The organism is Mesorhizobium sp. M2A.F.Ca.ET.039.01.1.1 (assembly GCF_003998035.1).
Taxonomy (GTDB): Bacteria; Pseudomonadota; Alphaproteobacteria; order Rhizobiales; family Rhizobiaceae; genus Mesorhizobium.
Window position 1 is genome coordinate 1 of sequence record NZ_RZRY01000626.1, and the last position, 3,695, is coordinate 3,695.

Here is a 3,695-nt window from a genome sequence, read left to right on the forward strand (position 1 = left end):
TCCTGGTCGTGCGTGACGAAGACGGTGGTGTGACCGGTGCGGTCGTGGATCTCGCGCAGCCAGCGCCGCAGCTCGCGGCGAACCTGCGCGTCGAGCGCGCCGAAGGGTTCGTCGAGCAGAAGCACCTTGGGCTCGATCGCCATGGCGCGGGCCAAAGCCACGCGCTGGCGCTGGCCGCCGGAAAGCTGCGCCGGATAGCGCTTTTCCAGGCCTGACAGCTGGACGAGGTCGAGCAGTTCCAGCGCCCGGCGGCGGATTTCCTGCGCCCGCGGCCTGGCGGCGCCGTGCCGGACCTTCAGGCCGAAGCCGATATTGTCGGCAACCGTCATGTGACGGAACAGCGCGTAATGCTGGAAGACGAAGCCGACGTTGCGTTCCTGGATCGACTTCTGCGAAGCGTCTTCCTCGCCGAAGAAGATCGCCCCCTTGGTCGGCCGCTCCAGCCCGGCGATCAGGCGCAGCAGCGTCGTCTTGCCGGAGCCCGATGGGCCCAGCAGCGCGATGAGCTCGCCGGACTTGATGTCGAGCGACACGTCGTGGAGCGCCGGAAACCGCTCAAACTCCTTGCGCACGTTGACGACGCGAACTTCCATAGAATGACCTCTGTTAGTTGATGCATGTCATTATCCCAAAACCGCTACACACTTCTGGGTGACATGCATCTAGTGTCCGCGTGTCGCGGCGATCTCGGCGCCGTAGCGCATCTCGAGAAGTGTTTTCAAGACCAGCGTCACCAGAGCGAGGCCGGCGAGCAGCGAAGCGACCGCAAAGGCGCCGACGGCATTGTACTCGTTGTAGAGGATCTCGACATGCAGCGGCATGGTGTTGGTTAGGCCGCGTATGTGGCCCGACACCACCGAGACCGCGCCGAACTCGCCCATGGCGCGCGCATTGCAGAGCAGAACGCCATAGAGCAGCCCCCATTTGACGTTGGGCAACGTCACATACCAGAAGGCCTGCCAGCCGCTGGCGCCGAGCGAGAGCGCCGCCTCCTCGTCGCCATTGCCTTGTTCCTGCATCAGCGGGATCAACTCGCGCGCGACGAAGGGGAAGGTGACGAAGACGGTTGCCAGAACGATGCCTGGCACGGCGAACAGGATCTGGATGCCATGCGCCTTCAGCCATTCGCCGAGCAGTCCTTGAGCGCCGAACAGAAGCACATAGACCAGGCCGGAAATGACCGGCGAGACCGAGAAGGGCAGGTCGATGAGCGTAGTCAGGAACGCTTTCCCCTTGAACTCGAACTTGGCGATGGCCCAGGCAGCCGAAAGGCCGAAGACGAGATTGAGCGGCACCGAGATCGCCGCCACCAGCAATGTCAGGCGGATGGCGGAACGCGTGTCGGCATCGCTGAGCGATTGGAAATAGGCGCCGACGCCCTTGGCGAAAGCCTCCTTGAACACGATGATCAGCGGCAACAGCAGGAAGATGCCGAGAAAGACCAGCGTGACGGTCGTCAGCGTGATGCGGACGGGACGGCTTTCCGTGACCGCGGCCGACTGGCTCTCGTGGTGCGGTTCATAGGACTTGATCTCGGGATCAGCCATAGCGCTTGCGGCTCCATGTCTGCACGAGGTTGATGAGGAGCAGCATGGCGAAGGACAGCGCCAGCATGATCGCGGCGATCGCGGTCGCGGCCGGATAGTTGTACTCCTCCAACCGGATGACGATCAGAAGCGGCGCGATCTCGGATTTGTAGGGCAGGTTGCCGGCGATGAAGATGACCGAGCCGTATTCACCGACGCCACGCGCGAAGGCGAGCGAGAAGCCGGTGATGATGGCCGGCGCCAAGCTGGGCAGCAGCACACGGGTGATGATCTGGAAGCGGCTGGCGCCGAGCGTGGCGGCGGCCTCCTCGACCTCCTTGTCGAGCTCTTCCATGATCGGCTGTACAGTGCGCACGACGAAGGGCAGGCCGATGAACACCAGCGCCACGATGATGCCGAGCGGCGTGTAGGCGACCTTGAGGCCGAGCGGCATCAGCAATTTGCCGAGCCAGCCGGTCGGTGCATAGAGCGTGGTCAGCGCGATGCCGGCGACCGCGGTGGGCAGCGCGAAGGGCAGGTCGACCATGGCGTCGACGACGCGGCGGCCGGGGAAACGGTAGCGGACCAGCACCCAGGCCACGAGCGTGCCGAACACGACATTGACGGCGGCCGCGATGAAGGCCGTGCCGAAGCTGATTTCGAGCGCCTTGAGGGTGCGCCGGTCGGTGGCCAAGGCCCAGAAATCGGTCCAGCCGAGCGCGGCCGAACGCCAGATCAGCCCCGAGAGCGGGATAAGGATGATGAGCGTGAGGTAGGCAAGCGAGAAGCCGAGCGTCAGTCCGAAACCCGGAATGACACTCGGCTGTCTGAATCGCCACCCCGCGTGAGCGGGTGCTGTGGTCATGCTGTTCTGGATCGTCCCTTCTTACTCAACCAGATTGCAGTCGCCAGTTTTCGAGGCCCGGCCTCTCACTGCGCCGGCTTGTAGATCTGGTCGAATATACCACCGTCGCCGAAATGGTAAGGCTGCGCCTTCTTCCAGCCGCCGAATTGCGGGTCGTCGATGGTGACGAGCTTGATAGCAGGCAGTTTGGCGAGGTCCTCGGCCGGAACCAGTTCGGGCTTGGACGGACGATAGTGGTTCTTGGCGATGATGGTCTGGCCTTCCTTCGAATAGAGCCAGGAAAGATAGGCCTCGGCCACCTTGCGCGTGCCTTTGGCGTCGACATTGGCGTCGACCACAGCGACGGGCGGCTCGGCCAGGATCGAGGTCGGCGGGTAGACGATGTCGAAATTGTCGGCGCCGAATTCGTCGAGCGCCAGATAGGCGTCGTTCTCCCAGCCGATCAGGACGTCGCCCAGGCCCTTCTGAGCAAAGGTGACTGTCGAACCGCGCGCGCCGCTGTCGAGCACCGGGGCGTTGGCATAGAGCTTGGCGACGAATTCCTTGGTCTTGGCCTCGTCGTTGCCGTCATGCGCGTTGGCGTAGGCCCAGGCCGCCAGGTAGTTCCAGCGCGCACCGCCGGAGGTCTTCGGGTTCGGCGTGATCACCTGGACGCCGTCCTTGACCAGATCGCTCCAGTCGTGGATGCCCTTGGGGTTGCCCTTGCGCACCAGGAAGATGATGGTCGAAGTGTAAGGTGCTGAATTGTTTTCGAATTTCTTGCGCCAGTCGGGATTGATCTTCTTCGACTTCGAGACGATGGCGTTGATGTCGCCTTCGAGCGCCAGCGTCACCACATCGGCGTTGAGGCCGTCGATCACCGCGCGGGCCTGGGCGCCCGACCCGCCATGCGACTGCTGGATGGTGACCGTCTCGCCGGTCTCGGCTTTCCAGTGCGCGGCGAAGGCCTCGTCATAGGCCTTGTAAAGCTCACGTGTCGGATCGTAGGACACGTTCAAAATGGTCGTATCGGCAAACGCGAAACCGAGCGTGCCGAACTGGACAGATGTGGCGACCAGCGCGCCGAGCAGTTTCCTGAAATGAGGTTTGGTCATTCCCGCCTCCGTTGAACTGCTGCGAACCCTAGCGAGTTTATAGAATTTAGATGCATTGAATGTTGCCTTTTTCGCCTCCTAGAAGCAATTTTTCGCCGTATGTCCGTCGATCGAAGAAATATCTTCCTCAAGCCGGCGACACCATGAATCCTTGCCAGCCCGCCTAATTAGAACCGGCGACGGTTTGGGCAAGGCTGGATGGTTCCCGGT

At 62.7% G+C, this 3,695-nt stretch carries 4 protein-coding genes; all 4 read right to left on the reverse strand.

Annotated elements, in window-relative coordinates:
• Nucleotides 1–593, reverse strand: a 593-nt coding sequence (locus tag EOA24_RS30660; protein WP_127410420.1) for an ATP-binding cassette domain-containing protein, incomplete at its 3' end; no start/stop codon positions are given.
• Between the two features lie 69 nt (nucleotides 594–662).
• On the reverse strand, nucleotides 663–1,547 hold the full coding sequence (cysW, locus tag EOA24_RS30665; RefSeq protein ID WP_126081926.1) for a sulfate ABC transporter permease subunit CysW: 885 nt from the start codon (nucleotides 1,545–1,547) through the stop codon (nucleotides 663–665).
• Nucleotides 1,540–2,391, reverse strand: coding sequence for a sulfate ABC transporter permease subunit CysT (cysT, locus tag EOA24_RS30670; RefSeq protein ID WP_126081927.1), 852 nt, complete (start codon nucleotides 2,389–2,391; stop codon nucleotides 1,540–1,542). Before cysT ends, cysW begins: the two co-directional genes overlap by 8 nt.
• A 65-nt stretch (nucleotides 2,392–2,456) precedes the next feature.
• The gene (locus tag EOA24_RS30675; RefSeq protein WP_126081928.1) at nucleotides 2,457–3,485 is read right to left on the reverse strand and encodes a sulfate ABC transporter substrate-binding protein; all 1,029 of its coding nucleotides are present in this window, start codon (nucleotides 3,483–3,485) and stop codon (nucleotides 2,457–2,459) included.
• Nucleotides 3,486–3,695: the final 210 nt, after the last annotated feature.